Source organism: Alkaliflexus imshenetskii DSM 15055, assembly GCF_000517065.1.
In the GTDB taxonomy this organism is placed as follows: domain Bacteria; phylum Bacteroidota; class Bacteroidia; order Bacteroidales; family Marinilabiliaceae; genus Alkaliflexus; species Alkaliflexus imshenetskii.
Genome location: NZ_KI912105.1, coordinates 3,741,384 through 3,758,778, shown reverse-complemented (window position 1 = coordinate 3,758,778; position 17,395 = coordinate 3,741,384). Strand labels below are relative to the sequence as shown.

The window sequence follows — 17,395 nt, the reverse complement described above, 5'->3', positions numbered from 1 at the left end:
ATCAATCACAATTTTTCCGAAAACATAACATTAACAAATAAGCCATGACAGTATTGAAGAAAAAAGTTCAGTTCTCTTTCTGGGTATTTATCGCACTCACCGTATTGCTGGTTATATTCTCTGTTCAGAACTCTGAAGCAGTAGAAGTAAGATTGCTAATTAAGCGCGTTCCCATTTCTCTGGCCATACTTTTGATTGGCACCTTTATCACAGGTTTCATAACCGGAGCACTTTATGCCTACAAGAAACTGCTGCCTGAGAAAAATGAGCAAGGCAAGAAAATCAAAACACCCGAGGAGATTGGTCGTGAGGAAAAAGATATTTAGTACAGCACTGTTTGCGCCAGTTCAATACTTTGCACATCTATACAATGCCGGTGAAGCAGATATTGAGCACAATTGTAACTATTCGCGTCAGAGTTATCGCAACCGGTTTGTTATTTACGGTGCCAACGGTTCATTGCCATTATCGGTTCCTGTGGTAAAAAAATCGGGCGAAAAAACCATTACCCGTGATGTAAGGGTATCTTATGATACGCCATGGAACGAGGTACATTGGAAATCCATTGAGTCGGCCTACAATTCATCTCCTTACTATCTATATTACAAGGATGACATCGAGCCCATTTTTAAAAAGAGATGGAATTTTTTGATAGATATGAACATGGCCGCCCTGACTGTAGCAATGGAGTGCACGGGTGTGGATACATCTGTTAAGTTTACAGAAAGTTATATAGACATCTATTCTGAAGCTGAAGATTACAGAAACACCATCCATCCCAAGATAGATTTTCTGACAGACCCACTGTTTACACCACATCCATACAGACAAGTATTTCTGGGCGTTGGTGGATTTGTGCCCAACCTGAGTATACTGGATTTGATATTTAACAAAGGGCCGGAATCACTCCTGGTTTTGCGCGATAGTCTGAAGCAGTAGCTGTTTCCGGTATTCCAGGGCAACTTCAATAATTTCATGATGGTCGAAAGCCAAAGGTGGCAACTCATTAATCGGAAACCACTCAGCGTGTTTGGCGTCGTCACCGGCAACAGCTAAAACTCTATCCGGAATTATCCCTAAGAAAGCAATGGTGATGGTATGTCCGCGAGGGTCGCGTCCGGGCTTGCCAAAAGCGCCAATCTGTTTCAGACCAACACGCTCAATGCCAGTCTCTTCAAACAACTCACGCACGGCGGTATCAGGCAAATCCTCATTCTCATCCACAAAACCACCCGGCAAGGCCCACATATCCTTATGTGGCTCATGCGCCCGCTGTATGAGCAAAATGCTCTGGCTCCCTTCAGAACCGGCCAATAGCACCACATCTGCAGTAACTGATGGCCGGGGATATTCGTATCGATACATCATTAAAACTAATCTAAAATGCGCTTTATTACCCTTAAATGATGGGTGTATTTCTGTTTCTCACGGTTAAAGATTCCCTGATGATCAAGGTGATCAATCCGTACCTCACCACTGGCATGCAGAATTCGTCCCTGGCCAAGGCAAATACCCACATGAATGATGTCGCCATTCTCGTTATCGAAAAATGCCAGGTCGCCGGCACGTGCCTCCTCCACAAAACTTACCATACTTCCGCAATCAATTTGCTGCGAAGCATTGCGTGGCAATGCTTTACCAATAATCTTAAAAACAATTTGTGACAAGCCGGAGCAATCGATACCAAAAAAGCTGCGCCCTCCCCATAAATAGGAGGCATTAAGAAAACCTTTGGCAACCTCCTCCAAATCGGGCTTGCGCTCAGGTAGTACACCTTGCAGATAATATTCACGCTGTCCGATTATAAAGGCGTTCCGGTCTTCACCATTGAATACAATTCGGCTGCCAGCAGAAATGATTTGTGTGGACTTATCAGGCTCACGTATCAACTTTAGGAATGGCGTAGATACAACAATTCCCTGTTGTGATTGCCACAGTTCAATTTCCTTATCACGTGCTGAAACCACCACTTTTTCATCCACCCATCCTTCGTAACCATCGAAATCATTCTTTACACGGCACCAACCCGGGATTTGCTCCAGAACATAAAACACCTCACCAAACAGAATCTGTGTTTCGAGTGCTGCACGTTCATCGGGCTCGATGCGCATAGGGATGACACTGAAAGGACTGATAGAACCAATTATGCTCATTATATTCGATTTTGATTAAACCTAAAGAATGTTTACCAATATACACAATAGAAATCCAAATTTATGCAGTTAGCGGTTTAGGCAAACATTTCCCATTTTGAACTAACAAATATTACGAATTAGTGTTATATTTCGGACTGTGACTGGAATAACAGCCGATATAGCGGGTTACAATTATATTGGAAAGATAAACAATAAAAAAAATTACGTGAATTGTTATGCTTTAAAAATTGCTGTAAAACCTGCGAAAACCCTACTTTAGACTCATTCTAAAACTTGACATTTATCATGTTTGACAAAATTAAGAAATATTCAATCCCCATCAATCGGGCACTGCTTTTTATTTTTGCCATTGCGCTTGTAATATATATCTTCCCACGTCAGGGCAAATTTCGCTATGAATATACACGCGGAAAACCATGGCGACATACAACGTTGATAGCTCCCTTCGACTTTCCAATTTATAAAACGCCAGCTGAGCTAAAAACAGACAGGGATAACGCCCTCATCAACTTTCGGCCCTACTTCACACTAAACCAAGAAGTTTTGGAAGCCACAAAGCAGAAATTTGCTCAGATATATAAAGAAGAGAAACCCTTATTAATAGCCAAATATCCTTTTTTGCAAATCTCGAGAAATGGCTCACAGCAAACATTGTACACGAAGGTTGCCAAAGAAGCAGAACTGATTCTCACTAACATATACAACCGTGGCATCATTACGCTGCCCGATGAACATGAATCGCTCGCATCCACGTCTGTTATAATGGTGGTAAAGGATAACTTTGCCGAGCCGTTTGAGTATGGCGATTTTCTAAGTTATCAGACGGCCTACACCCAATTGGTATCATCTCTCCTAAAATACATTGACGGTCAATCAAATACCGACATAAGACAAATTGACAATTTTATCAATGATTTAAAGCTGAATCGCTTTCTCGATCCCAATGTGATTTATGAGTCAGAGCGTTCAGAACAAGAGCGACAGAACATAATCCGAAACATCAGCCTTACCAGTGGCATCGTTCTGGCCGGACAGCGTATCATCGATACCGGAGAGATAATTTCAGAAGAAACGGGTAAAATTCTGGATTCGCTTAAAATAGAGTATGAAACCAGTCTTGGCAAAAGAGCCAGCCATTACTTCATTTTGTTGGGTCAGGGAACAATTGTAACACTCTTTTTTGTTATCATCTTCTTTTTCATGTACTTTTTCAGGAAAGATGTTTACAACAACCTCCGTTCGGTGATGTTTACACTCATCATGGTAGCGTCGATGCTTCTGCTGGCACGGGTTGCGCATCTTGGCAGTTTCTTCCCTATATACATCATTCCGTTTGCCATATTGCCCATTATTGTAAGATTGTTTTTTGATTCGCGATTGGCATTTTTTCTGCATGTAGCCACCATCCTCATGGCCGCTTTTTTTGCCCATAACAGTTTCGAGTTTGTCATCATGCAAATTCCGGTGGGACTTACTGCCATGTTCAGCCTCTTCAGAATGGTTCGCCGTTCGCAGCTTTTCCGTGCCGCATTGTTTGTGATGCTCACTTATTCGTTGTTTTATACAGGGCTGGCCTTATGGCAGGAAGGAGACTTAAGCGCCATTGACCACACACGCTACTATCAATTCATAATCAATGGGTTGATGCTCATGTTAATTTATCCATTGATATTCATCTTTGAGAAACTTTTTGGATTTTTATCTGATGTGACACTTGTAGAGCTGGCGGACACAAACCATCCTGTGCTCAGACGTTTGGCTGAAAAGGCACCGGGCACCTTCCAACACTCGATTCAAGTTGGAAATCTGGCTCAGGAAGCCGTTTACAAAATTGGAGGCAACCCATTACTGGTGCGTGCAGGTGCCATGTATCACGATATCGGTAAACTTGGATCACCTATGTACTTTACCGAAAACCAAGCCGGAACACTCAATCCACACGATAAACTACCGTATGATGAGAGTGCTCAAATTGTGATTCATCACATCGAAAATGGGGTGAAAATGGCTCATAAAGAAAAGCTGCCCCGACAAATTGTTGATTTTATTGTAACCCACCAGGGCACAATGAAGACCAAGTATTTTTACAACTCCTACATGAACCAGAATCCGCAAGAAGTAGCGGATGTAAGTCTGTTCACCTATCCGGGGCCCACTCCGTTTACAAAAGAGACCGCTGTGTTGATGATGGCCGATTCGGTGGAAGCAGCTTCACGAAGTTTAAAAAATTATACCGATGATGAGATTGACCGTTTGGTTGAAAATATCATCAACGATCAGATTTCGGAGAACCAGTTTATTAATGCACCAATCACTTTTAAGGAGATATCTGAAGTAAAAGAGGTATTCAAATCAAAGTTGAAAAACATCTACCATGCGCGCATTGAATATCCGGAACTAAAACGAAGTAAAAAAGAGAAAAGCATCAACCCCAAAAACTGACGCACTCTCCACAATAAAACTCATTCAAATAAAGAGAAGAAAAAATCGCAACCAAAGGTTTATACCGATGGTTGCGATTGTATATGAGTGCTGCCAATACGATGATTTCTCTTATTGATGCTCAGGGAAAAAACGCTTTTGAAAAATCAGAATGACGAAAATCCCAATTGTTATGGATGCATCGGCAATGTTAAAAACTGGCCTGAAAAAGATGAACTGATTACCACCTACCATAGGCATCCACTCAGGATAGGTGCCACGTAGTATGGGAAAGTAAAACATATCAACCACCTTTCCGTGCAAGAAGGGAGCATAACCGCCATCGGGAGGCAGAAATGTAGCCACACGTCCGTAACTGGCATCGAATATCATACCATAAAAGGCACTGTCGATGATGTTGCCAATGGCGCCAGCCAGTACAAGACTCACGCTCAATATCAACCCCATAGGTGCATCCTTTTTGGCCAAACGATAAAGATACCAGCCAATGCCAAACACAGCCAGTATTCTGAAAATGCTTAGAAACATTTTGCCGTATCGTCCTGCCAATTCCATCCCAAAGGCCATTCCGTTATTCTCAACAAAATGAATGATAAACCAATCGAAAATGCGATATTCCTGACCAAGCATCATATTGGTTTTAATCCAGATTTTGAGTGCCTGATCAATCAGCAGTACCACACCGATAATTATTAAAGATTTCTTTAGTTTATTCATCATCAAAATTTTACAAACAAGGGTGATCATGGTACCACAAGATACCCATGTCACCCTTTATATAACTATAAATTAAACCTCATAAATACCCATTAAGGACAATCTATTTTTGGTTACGCTTTGCATCAATAGAAAGTGTGGCATGCGGTACAGCGCGCAGCCTTTCCTTAGGAATCAGTTTGCCTGTTTCACGACAAACCCCGTAGGTTTTATTCTCAATGCGCACCAATGCAGCTTGAAGATGCTGTATAAACTTCTGTTGACGCTGGGCCAGTTTACCTGCTTCCTCCTTTGACAATACCGCAGCACCTTCTTCAAGCACCTTAAAAGTAGGTGAAGTATCCTGTGTGTCGTTACCATCCTCAAGGGTGATGGTGTTTTTCAGAAGTTCATAATCTTTTCTGGCTTTGTCAAGCTTCATAAGGATTATCTCCTTAAACTCCTGAAGTTCTTCTTCCGAATATCTTGTTTTCTCGCTCATGATCATAGATTTTTCCTGGGTCTGATTATTAGAATCGTTAGTACTTTTCAATGGATATAGTCGTTTCTACATCGGTATCAATTTCTACGGATAGTGCCGACGAATCGTTACATTTATCAGTTAGAATAACCTCTGCGGCCAAGGTTTGTGAACCGATATAAGACTTATGTTTTTCAACGGCCTTGTTAATGGCCTCATGTCGAGCAATGGTTAGCTTTATCTTATCGGTAACATCCAAACCACTTTCCTTTCTGAGATTCTGAATGCGATTTATCAACTCACGGGCAATACCCTCCTCTTTAAGCACCTCTGTCACTGTTATGTCGAGGGCAACGGTAATACGACCTTCATTGGCTACAAGCCATCCCGGTATGTCCTCGCTCAATATTTCAACGTCTTCCAATTCAAGGGTGATGGCCTGACCCTGAGCAATGATGTCATATTTTCCATCCTGTTCAAATCTGGATATATCATCACCAGTCATGTTGTTAATAACTGCTGCAATATCCTTCATCAGCTTGCTATGCTTTGGACCCAGTGACTTGAAGTTTGGTTTAATCTTCTTCACCAGAACACCACCACTATCTTTTAAGTATTCAAGCTCTTTCACGTTTACCTCGGCCAGAATCAAATCCTTCACAGCCTCAAGCTGGGTTTCGAAAACCGGATTTAGTACAGGCACCATAATTTTTTGCAGTGGCTGACGCACCTTAATGCTCACCTTACGGCGCAAAGCCAAAACCATAGAAGAAATCTGCTGCGCATAACTCATGCGCTCTTCCAAATCCTTGTTTATGAGTGACTCATTCCAAACGGGCATAAGTGCCAGGTGAACCGATGTATTACTTGTTTTGGAAACTGTATTCAAATCGGTGTACAGCCTGTCCATATAAAAAGGTGCGATGGGAGCACCAAGCACGGCCACCGTTTCCAGACAGCTATAGAGAGTTTGGTATGCAGCGAGTTTGTCTTTATCAAACTCACCACCCCAGAAACGCTTGCGGTTGAGACGAACATACCAGTTACTCAGGTTCTCGGTTACAAAATCCTGTATGGCTCTTCCGGCACGTGTAGGCTCATAATTCTCATACGCTGTTACTACCTCTTTTATCAACGTATTCAACAAAGAGATAACCCAGCGGTCGATTTCAGGGCGCTCTGCCACCGGCACCTGAGCTTCACCACCCTTAAAACCATCCACATTGGCATATAATGCAAAGAATGAATAGGTATTGTAAAGCGTTCCAAAAAACTTACGCTTAACCTCATCGATGCCGGAGATGTCAAATTTCAGGTTATCCCATGGCTGCGAATTGGTCATCATATACCAACGCAAAGGATCAGACCCGTATTCATCAATTACTTTGAATGGATCAACGGCATTTCCGAGCCTTTTGGACATTTTGTTGCCGTTTTTATCGAGCACCAGGCCGTTTGAGATGATGTTTTTAAACGCCACAGAGTCAAACAACATGGTTGACAAGGCATGCAAAGTAAAAAACCATCCACGGGTTTGATCCACACCTTCAGCAATAAAATCGGCTGGAAAAGGCATGGCATCCTTGTTCTCGAAAGGAAAGTGCATTTGCGCATAGGGCATGGCACCTGAATCAAACCACACATCAATCAGGTCAGATTCGCGGTACATTGGCTGTCCCTTATCCGATACCAATACGATGTCATCCACATAAGGACGATGCAAATCTATCTTGTCGTAGTTTTTATCTGAAAAATCGCCGGCCTCAAACCCTTCAAAAGGATTTTTGGTCATCACACCAGCCTTTATGGCTTTATTGATTTCAGCCATAAGCTCCTCAACGGAACCAATACAAATCTCGGATGAACCATCTTCTGTGCGCCAAATTGGAAGCGGTGTACCCCAATAGCGGGAGCGACTCAGGTTCCAATCCACCAAATTCTCGAGCCACTTTCCAAATCTGCCGGTGCCGGTACTTTCCGGCTTCCAGTTGATGGTGTTGTTGAGTTCAATCATCCGGTCTCTCACAGCTGTGGTTTTGATGAACCAGCTGTCAAGCGGATAGTATAACACCGGTTTATCTGTACGCCAGCAATGAGGGTAGTTGTGCACGTGTTTCTCTACACGGAAAGCCTTATTCTCTTTCTTAAGCATCACAGACAAGTCCACATCGAGTGTGGCATCTTCATCGCCGAGCTTATCGTCGTAAGCATTCTTGACATATCGACCGGCAAATTCGCCGTACAAATCAATATTCACATTGTTACGTACAAAATCGGCATCCAAATCCTTAATGAGGAAAAACTTTCCGGTGCGATCAACCATTGGCTGTCGCTTTCCATCTCTGTCGATAAGAATAAGTGGTGCAATACCGGCCACTTTGGCAACACGGTCGTCATCGGCACCAAAAGTTGGTGCAATGTGAACGATGCCAGTACCATCTTCGGTCGTAACAAAATCACCGGTTATAACGCGAAAAGCATCGCCATCGGGCTTAATCCATGGCACGAGTTGCTCATACCGAATCCCCTTTAGCTGCTCACCGGTGTATTCGGCAGTTACTTCAAATGGTATTTTTTTATCACCAGGAACATAGTCGGAAAGTTTAAGTTCAGCATTTTTTTCGCTAAAAAATGAGCTGAGAAGATCTTTCGCCAGAATAACGGTTACTGGCTCGGAGGTGTATGGATTAAACGTGCGCACCCGCACATAAGTGATGTTGGGTCCTACAGCAAGGGCTGTGTTAGAAGGCAACGTCCAGGGAGTGGTTGTCCAAGCCAGAAAAAACAGGTCCGTATCCACGCCATCGAAAACAAAATCAGAATCGCCATTTTTAACCACTTTAAACTGCGCTGTGCAGGTGGTATCTTTCACGTCGCGGTAGCATCCGGGTTGATTCAGTTCGTGCGTACTTAAGCCGGTGCCTGCGGCTGGAGAATAGGGCTGAATGGTGTATCCTTTGTAAAGAAGGCCTTTTTTATAAAGCTCTTTCAGCATCCACCAAAGCGTTTCGATGTATCTGTTGTCGAAAGTGATGTATGGGTTTTCCATATCGACCCAATAACCCATTTTGTGAGTTAAATCTTCCCACATATCGGTATATTTCATCACATCCACGCGGCAGGCTTTGTTATAGTCGGCCACAGAAATAGACTTACCAATGTCTTCTTTGGTTATGCCCAATGCTTTTTCAACACCCAGTTCAACGGGGAGTCCGTGTGTGTCCCACCCGGCTTTGCGGTGTACCTGATGTCCTTGCTGGGTTTTATAACGACAAACCACATCTTTAATGGTTCTTGACATCACGTGGTGAATGCCGGGCATGCCATTTGCCGATGGCGGCCCCTCATAAAAAATAAACGAGGGCTGCCCTTCACGTTCTTTCAAACTCTGTTCAAAAGTATTGTCATCCTCCCACTTCTTTAATACTTCTTTATTAATTGATGAGAGATCCAGTCCTTTATATTCAGAAAATCTATTACCCATTTTGAATTTGCCGTTTTATACTCCTTTAAAAAAACGTACAAATATAGATTATGGCAGTTTTAAAAGCAAGGGAAAAGATGAATATGTGAATGGTGTGAAATATTTGGAAAATCAGCCTATTCAAGAGAAAAACAGCGGATTAAAGGCCATCAGAATTGGTGATGATACGTTGGTTTTGTACAACTAATTAATGATAAATTAAAACAAAAAAGAACTCACAATAGGGTTTTAAGGGGTTTCATTCGGAAAATAGAGTGGTGGATTATACCAAAAATGCCTTTTTTTCGTTTATTTTTGAGACATTTAATCCGTATGTAAATCGTTTCGTGCACCATCAATGAATTCGCCAAAGCAGCTCATCCTCAAACTTGCATTCATCGTATTGACCTTCAATATTGTGACACCTTTTGGCAACATCCGTGCACAAAATGTTACAACGTTTGAGTTGTCTGGTCATGTATCTGACAGTGAAGGAGAGCCTGTGATTGGAGCTCACGTTAAAATAAAGCGCATTGAGACCGGAACTGTGTCAGATGTAAATGGGAACTTTCTGTTGAAGGCACAAGCCCCTCTTCCTGTTGAATTGGAGATTACCGCAATAGGGTTTCAGACCAAAACACTTTCAATATCCACATCTGTTTCAGACAGATTGCTTATTACACTGGAACCTGACAGCAGAACATTGCAACAAGTGCAAATCACAGCCAACAGAATAAGCAGCCACCACAACCAGATTATCAATCCCATTCACATCCGGGCACTTCCATCTGTTGCAGGCCCCGGCATCGAAGGGTTGGTGCGTTCGCAAATGGGCGTAGCTTCCAACAATGAATTGAGCAGTCAATACCGGGTGCGGGGTGGCAACTTTGATGAAAACCTGGTATATGTAAATGGTCAGGAGGTTTATCGCCCTTTTTTAATGCATTCGGGTCAGCAGGAAGGTCTTAGCTTTGTGAATCCCGATTTGGTGGAGTCTGTGGAGTTTTCGGCAGGAGGGTTTAGTGCTTCATACGGCGACAAAATGAGTTCGGTGCTTGACATTACCTATAAAAAGCCCAGTGAAACCGGTGGCAGTTTCTCAGCCGGGATGCTTGGTGGCACCGCACATCTGGAAGGAAGCGCCTTAAACCAAAGACTGACCTGGATAACAGGTGCACGATACAAAACCAACCGCTACCTGTTGGGCACCCTCGACGAAAAGGGCGATTACAATCCAAATTTCACCGATGCACAAGCCTATCTGACCTATTCACTGAACCCACGTTGGTCCTTTGAATTTTTGGGCTACTATTCACTCAACACCTACGAATTTATTCCCCAAACGCGCGAAACTACGTTTGGGACACTGTATGAAGTAAAGCAACTGAAAATATTTTTTGCCGGCCGCGAAGAAGATCGCTTTCAAACCGGATACGGCGCCTTCTCAACCAATTTTAAACTGTCTGATAAGCAACAATACAAGTTGACATTCACCGGTTTCCGAACATTTGAGGAGGAGACTTATGACATTGCAGGCGCTTATTGGTTACAGGAGCTTGATGACCCCATGGACAAGGATGCCACCGGCACCAATATTGGAGTGGGCGAGTATTTACAACATGCCCGCAACGATCTGCTGGGGATCGTTAATTCAGTTAATTTGGAAGGAACCTATAATTCGGCCCGAAGCATTACCAAATGGGGTGCTCAGTACCGTCATGAGGCATTCAAAGACAGAATAAACGAATGGGAGATGATTGATTCGGCAGGCTACTCAATACCCCACCAAGGGGACAAGATAGCGCTGGCTTACGTAAAAAATGCCGCCCATAATCTTACCAATCACAGGCTTTCAGCGTTTGTAAAGAACCACTCTTCCTACTCGATTGGTGAAGGCTATTTGACGGTGGATGCAGGCATTAGAGCCACATGGTTTTCGGCCAATGAAGAGACAAATATCAGTCCCCGAATATTACTTAGTTTTTTGCCAGCCAATGACAAAAATTATCGCATCCGTTTGTCAGGTGGCTACTATTATCAGCCACCATTTTTTAAGGAGATGAGGCGGCCCGATGGCACCATTAATCAACAGGTAAAGGCTCAGAAATCGGTTCACGTAGTATCAGGTTACGACTATTATTTCAGGACAATAAACAGGCCATTTAAATTCACCACTGAGCTCTATTACAAAGCCATGGAGAGATTAATCCCATATCAGGTAGACAATGTGAGAATAGTGTATAGTGGCGAAAATGAAGCAAAAGGTTACGCAGCAGGCATCGATTTCAAAATAAACGGAGAATTGGTGCCGGGTGAAGAGTCCTGGGCCACATTGTCATTTATGAAAACCGAAGAGAACCTGCACAATGACCAATGGAACAATCCGGAAAGGCCTGGGGAACCGGGATATATCCCGCGACCATCGGATCAGCGTATAAATTTTTCGATGTTTATACAGGATCATCTGCCCAACAATCCAAATTTCAAAGCCCATCTGAGCTTCTTCTATGGCTCCGGGCTGCCCTTTGGCCCTCCCCGTTCGCCCCGTTACACAGCAGTTAACCGCCTTCCACCCTATCGACGCGTCGACATTGGCTTTTCGGTAGATTTGTTGCAGACAAAAGCCGGAAAAAGAGATGTCCTGAACCTCAAAAACCTCTGGTTGGGACTTGAAATATTTAACCTGCCCAACATTGACAACACAATCTCGCACTATTGGGTGACAGATGTAAGCAACCGACAATACGCAGTGCCTAACTACCTTACATCAAGAAGGATAAACCTGAAACTCACCGCAAGATTTTAGTTTTGCATGGTTGATATAGTAACTGTCGGTTTTCTATGGAGATTATGATAAAGGCTAAGTAACCGTTTAAAATTAGTTTTTAAAACATGTTACAGACAAGAAGACTGGTATGTTTTGGATAGAGTAGTTGAGAAAGATGATTATATCGGTCTGATGAAACACTTGGTTTTCTATCTCAAAATAATTTACTTTGAGAATCAGCCACAACATAGTTTCGAGCATGATTCGTTACACACAAACACGGATGAAGATTCATCATGCGGGTTTCATCCGGCCTAACAGAAACAACTACGAATGAAACGGAAGTTTACTTATTTCATTGGAGCATTAATCTGCTCATTTCTTTTTATATGCTCTGCCAACATAACAGCACAGGTCAGGTTGCCAAAACTAATAAGTGATGGCATGGTACTGCAAAGAGATGTGGCCATAAAGATATGGGGCTGGGCAGCACCTTACGAAACCGTGCAGCTTGATTTCATGGGTAGCCTGCGTCAAATCAATGCAGATGATTCAGGACAGTGGGCTTTTACATTGCCACCCACACAAGCCGGTGGCCCTTATAAAATGCGCATCGTTGCCAGCAATGAGGTAGAAATCAACAACATTTTGATTGGAGATGTATGGGTATTTTCCGGTCAATCAAACATGGAACTACCCATGCGACGAGTAAGCTGGATATACCCCGATGAAATCAAAAACAGCGACTTTCCCGAAATACGACAGTTCCTGGTGCCACAAACCTACAATTTTAACGAAAGCCAGTCAGATTTCAACTCCGGAAGATGGGTAGCTGCCAATCCCGGCACAATAATGGATTTCTCGGCAGTGGCCTGGTTCTATGCCCATGAGTTGTATCAACGATACGGTGTGCCTCAGGGGTTAATTGTAAATGCACTTGGCGGCTCACCTGCCGAAGCATGGATAAGCGAATCCGCTCTCAGGCAGTTTCCTGTTCATTATGATGAGATGCAACGGTTTAAAAGCCAGTCGCTCATTGACAGCATCACGCAGATTGACAATGATAACAACCGCAATTGGCATGCAGAACTCAACCGAAAAGACATTGGCGTGCACGACAGAAAAGGACATTGGAGCAATCCGAAAACCAAAGTCAAAAAATGGCAAAGCATGTCTGTACCGCAGATGTGGCAGAATACAGAATTGGAACATCTCAATGGCTCCATCTGGTTCAGACACGAAATTGTGATTCCTGATGCATTCTCAGGCAATCCGGCACAGCTGCTTCTGGGTTGTATTGTGGATGCCGATTCGGTATTTATAAACGGAAGCTTTGTAGGCACAACCGGCTACCAATATCCACCCCGCAGATACAACGTACCTGGCAATTTATTGAAAAAAGGAAAAAACATCATCACCATTAGGGTATTGAGTCAGAGCGGCACAGGAGGTTTCGTGCCCGACAAGGATTACGCATTGGTTTCAGGAAACGACACGCTGGATTTATCAGGCAACTGGCGATATAAAGTGGGTGCAGTTATGCCACCCCATCCGGGACAAACGTTTGTAAGATGGAAGCCCGGTGGTTTATACAATGCCATGTTGAATCCACTTTTCAACTATCAGATAAAAGGCGTTTTATGGTACCAGGGCGAGTCAAACACCGGCCGTGCATCTGAGTATGCTAGCCTTTTCCCAGCACTTATCGAAAACTGGCGCCAAGGGTGGAACAACCCGGAGCTTCCCTTTATTTATGTGCAGCTGGCCAATTTTATGAAAGGAAGCACTGAGCCCGAAGAGAGCGGCTGGCCACATTTGCGTGATGTGCAACGCAGAGCGCTTTCGGTAGATGGCACAGCCATGGTAGTGACCATCGACATAGGTGAATGGAACGATATCCATCCATTAAACAAAAAAGATGTGGGTAAACGCCTCGCATTGGCTGCCATGCATACAGCATACAACGAAAATGATCATGTTCACTCCGGTCCGCTATACAAATCACACGAAACAGACGGCAAACATATTATAATTAGCTTCGAAAACACAGGAAGTGGGCTTACAGCCAAAGGTGGTGAAACACTGAACCATTTCGCCATTGCCGATGAAAGTGGAATCTACCGTCTGGCAAATGCCAGAATTGATGGTAACAAAGTGGTTGTATGGCACAATGACATTACAAACCCGGTGGCGGTGAGATATGCATGGGCCAACAATCCAATTGGCGCCAATCTTTTTAATCTGGAAGGATTGCCGGCATCACCTTTTAGCACTGAAGTAGAATAGTTTCTGACATGTGTTAACCAATGAAAGAGATTGGCTATTTCACCATTTGAAAGAGAAATTCAATGATAACTATACAGGTGTCGCACCTCAGAATACTTTGCTGATACGATTTTGAGAGTTTGACAACACGGCATCCTCTCTGTAGAAACGGCATTAGACTTGGAGGTGCGGCACTTGTAGTTTTTTAGATTATAAGCTAAAACTTTATGTATGTTAGGGACTTGATTTTATCGGTTTAGTCTCTATAAAAGCTCTAAAAATTCTCGAAATATTATCATTCAATCTTTACATCTGCCATCTAATCTTCGCATTGATGATATTTCTCATCAGTCAAATGGTTTGAAAATTTGTATATTAGGGATATAACCATAAATCCCTAAAATATGTCAATCAGCAGCAAATCCCAAAAGTATATCGATCGCGAAGACCGATATGGTGCACACAACTATCATCCCATTCCGGTAGTTCTCCAAAAAGGAGAAGGCGTATTTGTATGGGACGTGGACAAAAACAAATACTACGATTTTTTGGCAGCCTACTCGGCCGTGAATCAAGGTCATTGCCATCCCAGGTTGGTAAAAAAACTTGCAGAACAGTCATCGCGTCTGGCACTCACATCAAGAGCGTATTACAACGAGAAACTTGGAGAGTGGGAAGAGTATATGCACCAAACTTTTGGATATGACAAAATGCTGCCAATGAATACCGGTGCCGAAGGGGTTGAAACAGCCCTTAAGCTGGCGCGAAAATGGGCATATAAAGTTAAGGGCATAGCGCGTGAACAAGCCAAAATAGTAGTGTGTAACGGCAATTTTCATGGCCGTACCATCAGCATCGTTTCCATGTCGTCTGACCCGGATGCCTATCACGATTATGGGCCTTACACGCCCGGATTTGTCAACATTCCTTACAATGACGTGGTGGCACTTGAAGAAGCGCTTGCCGATGGCAATGTAGCCGCATTTTTGGCAGAGCCGATACAAGCCGAAGCAGGTGTTTTTGTACCTACCGATGGCTACTTGTCGGCAGCTCGTGAGCTCTGTAACCAATACAACGTGCTTTTTATTGCCGATGAGATACAAACCGGATTGGCTCGTACCGGCAAAATGCTGGCCGTTGACCATGAAAACGTCAAACCCGACATTCTCGTTCTTGGAAAAGCCTTGTCGGGCGGCATGTATCCGGTCTCATGCGTGCTGGCCGATGATGCAGTGATGCTCACCATCAAACCCGGTGAACATGGCTCGACCTATGGTGGAAACCCGATTGCAGCTGCATTGGCCATTGAAGCACTTGAAATAATCAAAAACGAAAAACTTGCCGAAAACGCCGAGAAGATGGGACAAGTTTTCAGGGACGAGATGAAAGCCATTCAATCTGAGATGATAGTAGAGGTTCGTGGCAGAGGTTTGCTAAACGCAGTAACAATAAAGCCCAAGGAGAATAAATCAGCGTGGGATGTTTGTCTGGCCATGAAAGAAAAAGGCATCCTGGCCAAACCAACGCATGGCGACATCATCCGTTTTACACCTCCCCTCATCATCACTGAAAAACAGATGAATGATGCCATCGAAAAAATAAGGGATGTATTTAAGAAGATGGGGTAACGTCTGAAACAACGCATCCGGTGAGCTCACGAAGCCACCGGATGAGTTGTAAATAATACTATATAATCGAACGTATCTTCAGTTAAGCATGACACCTCGTGCTTTGCCTCTCAATCGGTTTATCCAGAGAATAACGCCGGTAATTGGCAATATGGAAGCAATCAGAGCGGCAAAAAAGTAGAGGATTTTTGTAAACAATCCGAATATCTCGCCTGTGTGAATGGCTTTCACAGACCCGGCAATTTGCTCTTTTACTGGCTTATCGGTGAACTTATCGAGCACAGTAACTTCGGCATTGCTGAGGTTCATCTCTACCCTGTCGGTTCCGGAATAGGCAAAAAAGCCTTTTCGGCTTCGCGATACGGAAATCTGCTCCGCATCGATGGCAGGAACCGTAACACGTGACACACCTTTGTAAGGTAATGCCCTTTGGGCAGCTGTCAAATAGGTTGCCAATGACATACGGGAAGTAGGTACAACAGCCACTTCGGTCAGTGAGTCTGCCGCTTCAGCCTGAGACTGACGGCGCGACCGGCGGTTGTGACTTCCTGAATCATCGCCAACTGAAGCGACTTGCTGTTGACCAGAACGCTCATCGTGGCGGTTGCCCAACTGCTCGGTTGAGGCGTTCTGAGACGAAGGTTCTGCCTGGACGGCAGGAGCTTGTTGCTGCGGTCTTGGTCCGCGCTGCGGCATCTCCACGCCCAACACATCATAAAAACCCTTGCGGTACCATTCAAACGACCAAAAAGGACCTGTAAGCGCCATTATCAGAATAAAAATGGCAGCATAAAAACCGAAACCGCGGTGCAGATCATAGTTCAGTCTTTTTGCACTTCCCGAAAATTTCAACTTAAATCCCTTATACCAATACTTTACATTTCGTGGCAGCCAGATTACAAGTCCGGATAAAATCAGAAACAACATGATGATGGTGGCCCATCCCACAATGGGTCTTCCCACTGAACTATCGAGTAACAACCAACGGTGCAAACGCAGCATCCAGCTAAAAAATGCCTGACCGCGCAACTCAGACTGAGGCGTAAGTTCACCAGAATATTGATTCACAAGGTAGAAAGTACCACGTCGCTGCCCCTCCTGACGAACCATGAGCGACCACGACCTGCTGTAATCATCAGGAACAGTGATAAAGGCTACCTGACCGCTGACTGATTCTTCTACACGGCTAATCAACACCTCATGCGACAATGGCTGTGTCCCGTTTGAGGGTTGCAATACGTATTTGTCACGATTCAGCAACTCAACCACTTCGGAGTTAAACACATAAATGGTTCCTGAAAGCGAAACCACTGTGAGTACCAATGCGCTGGCAACGCCAAGCCACAGGTGTAACTTCTTAAACGTTTGACGAAACAGTCGCCAAACGATATTTCTAAATTCTCTGATATTAATTGTCATTTCTTAATTAATTGTATAATCGCCTCATATACTATGAGATAGATAAGGATTTTGGATTGTAACCAAAACACCTCATCT

At 43.7% G+C, this 17,395-nt stretch carries 12 protein-coding genes; 6 read left to right on the top strand and 6 right to left on the bottom strand.

Features of this window, described 5'->3' with window-relative positions:
* Positions 1-44 precede the first annotated feature (44 nt).
* Both ALKIM_RS18885 and ALKIM_RS0115515 read left to right on the top strand, forming a co-directional pair.
* Positions 45-326 (top strand): LapA family protein, encoded by a 282-nt coding sequence (locus ALKIM_RS18885; protein WP_052345604.1) that lies wholly within the window; start codon positions 45-47, stop codon positions 324-326.
* The gene (locus ALKIM_RS0115515; RefSeq protein WP_026475438.1) at positions 307-939 is read left to right on the top strand and encodes a WbqC family protein; all 633 of its coding nucleotides are present in this window, start codon (positions 307-309) and stop codon (positions 937-939) included. Before ALKIM_RS18885 ends, ALKIM_RS0115515 begins: the two co-directional genes overlap by 20 nt.
* Here the strand turns inward: ALKIM_RS0115515 and ALKIM_RS18880 are convergent.
* Positions 904-1,368: an NUDIX domain-containing protein gene (locus ALKIM_RS18880; RefSeq protein WP_044118012.1), complete on the bottom strand. Its 465-nt coding sequence runs from the start codon at positions 1,366-1,368 to the stop codon at positions 904-906. The two genes, ALKIM_RS0115515 and ALKIM_RS18880, sit on opposite strands and share 36 nt — an antisense overlap.
* A gap of 5 nt (positions 1,369-1,373) precedes the next feature.
* Positions 1,374-2,153 carry a C40 family peptidase gene (locus ALKIM_RS0115505; protein ID WP_044118011.1) on the bottom strand — a complete coding sequence of 260 codons (780 nt, stop codon included), beginning with the start codon at positions 2,151-2,153 and terminating at the stop codon, positions 1,374-1,376.
* A 288-nt stretch (positions 2,154-2,441) separates the two neighbouring features.
* Between ALKIM_RS0115505 and ALKIM_RS18875 the strand changes: the two genes are divergently transcribed.
* Positions 2,442-4,598: an HD family phosphohydrolase gene (locus tag ALKIM_RS18875; RefSeq protein ID WP_044118010.1), complete on the top strand. Its 2,157-nt coding sequence runs from the start codon at positions 2,442-2,444 to the stop codon at positions 4,596-4,598.
* A gap of 111 nt (positions 4,599-4,709) precedes the next feature.
* Here the strand turns inward: ALKIM_RS18875 and ALKIM_RS0115495 are convergent, their stop codons facing one another.
* The 3 genes from ALKIM_RS0115495 to ileS form a co-directional block, all read right to left on the bottom strand.
* Positions 4,710-5,315, bottom strand: coding sequence for a lipoprotein signal peptidase (locus tag ALKIM_RS0115495; RefSeq protein ID WP_026475436.1), 606 nt, complete (start codon positions 5,313-5,315; stop codon positions 4,710-4,712).
* Positions 5,316-5,418: 103 nt separating this feature from the next.
* Positions 5,419-5,796, bottom strand: coding sequence for a TraR/DksA family transcriptional regulator (locus ALKIM_RS0115490; RefSeq protein ID WP_026475435.1), 378 nt, complete (start codon positions 5,794-5,796; stop codon positions 5,419-5,421).
* A gap of 37 nt (positions 5,797-5,833) precedes the next feature.
* Positions 5,834-9,259: an isoleucine--tRNA ligase gene (gene ileS, locus ALKIM_RS0115485; protein WP_026475434.1), complete on the bottom strand. Its 3,426-nt coding sequence runs from the start codon at positions 9,257-9,259 to the stop codon at positions 5,834-5,836.
* A gap of 337 nt (positions 9,260-9,596) precedes the next feature.
* Here ileS and ALKIM_RS0115475 point away from each other — a divergent pair, with 337 nt between their 5' ends.
* The 3 genes from ALKIM_RS0115475 to rocD all read left to right on the top strand — a co-directional run bounded on the left by ALKIM_RS0115475 (position 9,597) and on the right by rocD (position 15,898).
* Positions 9,597-12,044: a TonB-dependent receptor gene (locus ALKIM_RS0115475; protein WP_026475432.1), complete on the top strand. Its 2,448-nt coding sequence runs from the start codon at positions 9,597-9,599 to the stop codon at positions 12,042-12,044.
* A 294-nt stretch (positions 12,045-12,338) separates the two neighbouring features.
* Positions 12,339-14,291, top strand: a complete 1,953-nt coding sequence (locus ALKIM_RS0115470; RefSeq protein ID WP_044118009.1) for a sialate O-acetylesterase — start codon at positions 12,339-12,341, stop codon at positions 14,289-14,291.
* Positions 14,292-14,674: 383 nt separating this feature from the next.
* The gene (gene rocD, locus ALKIM_RS0115465) at positions 14,675-15,898 is read left to right on the top strand and encodes an ornithine--oxo-acid transaminase (protein WP_026475430.1); all 1,224 of its coding nucleotides are present in this window, start codon (positions 14,675-14,677) and stop codon (positions 15,896-15,898) included.
* A gap of 78 nt (positions 15,899-15,976) precedes the next feature.
* On the opposite strand, the gene ALKIM_RS0115460 is transcribed toward rocD, so the two are convergent.
* Positions 15,977-17,317, bottom strand: a complete 1,341-nt coding sequence (locus ALKIM_RS0115460; RefSeq protein ID WP_026475429.1) for a PepSY-associated TM helix domain-containing protein — start codon at positions 17,315-17,317, stop codon at positions 15,977-15,979.
* Positions 17,318-17,395 lie beyond the last annotated feature (78 nt).